We start from the raw sequence: 1565 nt of genomic DNA, 5'->3' as shown, positions 1-1565 counted from the left end.
CGGGCTGCGGCATAGTCCTGCTCGCGCTTGATCTGCGCGACCTCGGCCTCTAGCTCCTGGACGTCCACGGGGCGCGCTGTGGCGCTGATCTTCACCCGTGCGGCTGCCTGATCGATCAGGTCGATCGCCTTGTCGGGCATGAAGCGGCCAGTGATGTAGCGATCAGAAAGCTCGGCCGCCGCGACGATGGCCTCGTCGGTGATCGTCACCTTGTGGTGCGCCTCCAGCGTGTCGCGCAGGCCGCGCAGGATCATGATGACCTGAGCTACCGTGGGTTCCTCGACATAAACCGGCTGGAACCGTCGCTCGAGCGCCGCGTCCTTCTCGATGTATTTCTGGTACTCGTTGAGCGTCGTCGCGCCGATCAGGTTCAACTCGCCCCGCGCTAGCGCCGGCTTGAAGGTGTTGGCGATGTCGAGGCCGCCCTCGCCGCCGCCCTGGCCGGCGCCGACGATGGTGTGGATCTCGTCTATGAACAGGATCAGGCTGTCCTTCTCCTCGGTGATCTCCTTGAGGATCTTCTGCACCCGCTCCTCGAACTCACCGCGGTACTTGGACCCGGCGACCATCGAGTTGATGTTGAGCTCGACAAGGCGCTTGTCGCGCAGCGCTTCAGGCACTTCCCCCGCGACGATGCGTTGTGCGAGTCCTTCGACGATGGCGGTCTTGCCCACGCCCGGCTCGCCGATCAGCACCGGATTGTTCTTTTTCCGGCGGGCCAGCACTTCGATCGTCGTCTCGATTTCGCGGGCGCGGCCGATGACGGGATCGAGCTTGCCCTCGCGGGCGAGCTTCGTCAGGTCACGGCTGAACTGGTCGAGATCGGGCGTGCTGGAAGGCGCCTCCACGCGGCCTTCCTCGGCTCCCTTGCCCACGACCTTGGTCACCTGCTGGCGAAGCGCCTGCGGCGTCAATCCGTATTTGCGCAGGATCGACGCGGCCAGGCCTTCACCTTCCTCGGCAAGGCCGATCAGCAGGTGCTCGGGACCGACATAGGAATGGCCGAGTTCGTTCGAGGCGATGAAGGCCCGGTTCAGCGCGTCCTTCAGGCGAGGACTGACGCCGATTTCGCCCTCCGTCTTGGCGTCTCCACGCTTCGCTTCCTTCTCGACCTGGCGCCGCAGGTCGTCCACATCGACCTTGAACTGTTCCAGGATCGTCTTGACGACGTCAGACGAGGTCAATGCCAGAAGCAGATGTTCGGTATCGACCTCGCTGCGCCCGAATTCCCCGGCCTTCTGTGCGGCATCCTGCAGCAGCTTGTTGCCCTGTTCGCTCAGCCGGTCGGCGATGGTGCGTCCGCCGCCGCGCCGCGATCCACGCCGCGGCGCGCCCTCGCCGAAAGTGGCGTCGACGACAGCGTCATCGCCGTCACCCATAGAGCCGATCGTGCCGCCTCGCAGCGGACTGTCACCAAAGAGGCTGCCGAAACCGCTCTCGCCGAAGAATTCGTCAAGAAGGGAACGCCGCCCGAACAGGGACTCCAGCGGCGATGCGCTGCGGCCCGACCGGCGCACCATTTCGCGGTAGTGCTGATCGCACAGCTCCATGTTCTGAACTTTGCC

General features: G+C 64.8%; 1 protein-coding gene. It reads right to left on the bottom strand.

Features of this window, described 5'->3' with window-relative positions:
- Positions 1–1565, bottom strand: a 1565-nt coding sequence (locus tag H512_RS0120080; RefSeq protein WP_026784918.1) for a Clp protease N-terminal domain-containing protein, incomplete at both ends; no start/stop codon positions are given.

This window comes from Pleomorphomonas koreensis DSM 23070 (genome assembly GCF_000425185.1).
Taxonomy (GTDB): domain Bacteria; phylum Pseudomonadota; class Alphaproteobacteria; order Rhizobiales; family Pleomorphomonadaceae; genus Pleomorphomonas; species Pleomorphomonas koreensis.
The sequence above is the reverse complement of the archived record's forward strand: the minus strand, read 5'-3'. Positions and strand labels throughout refer to the sequence as shown.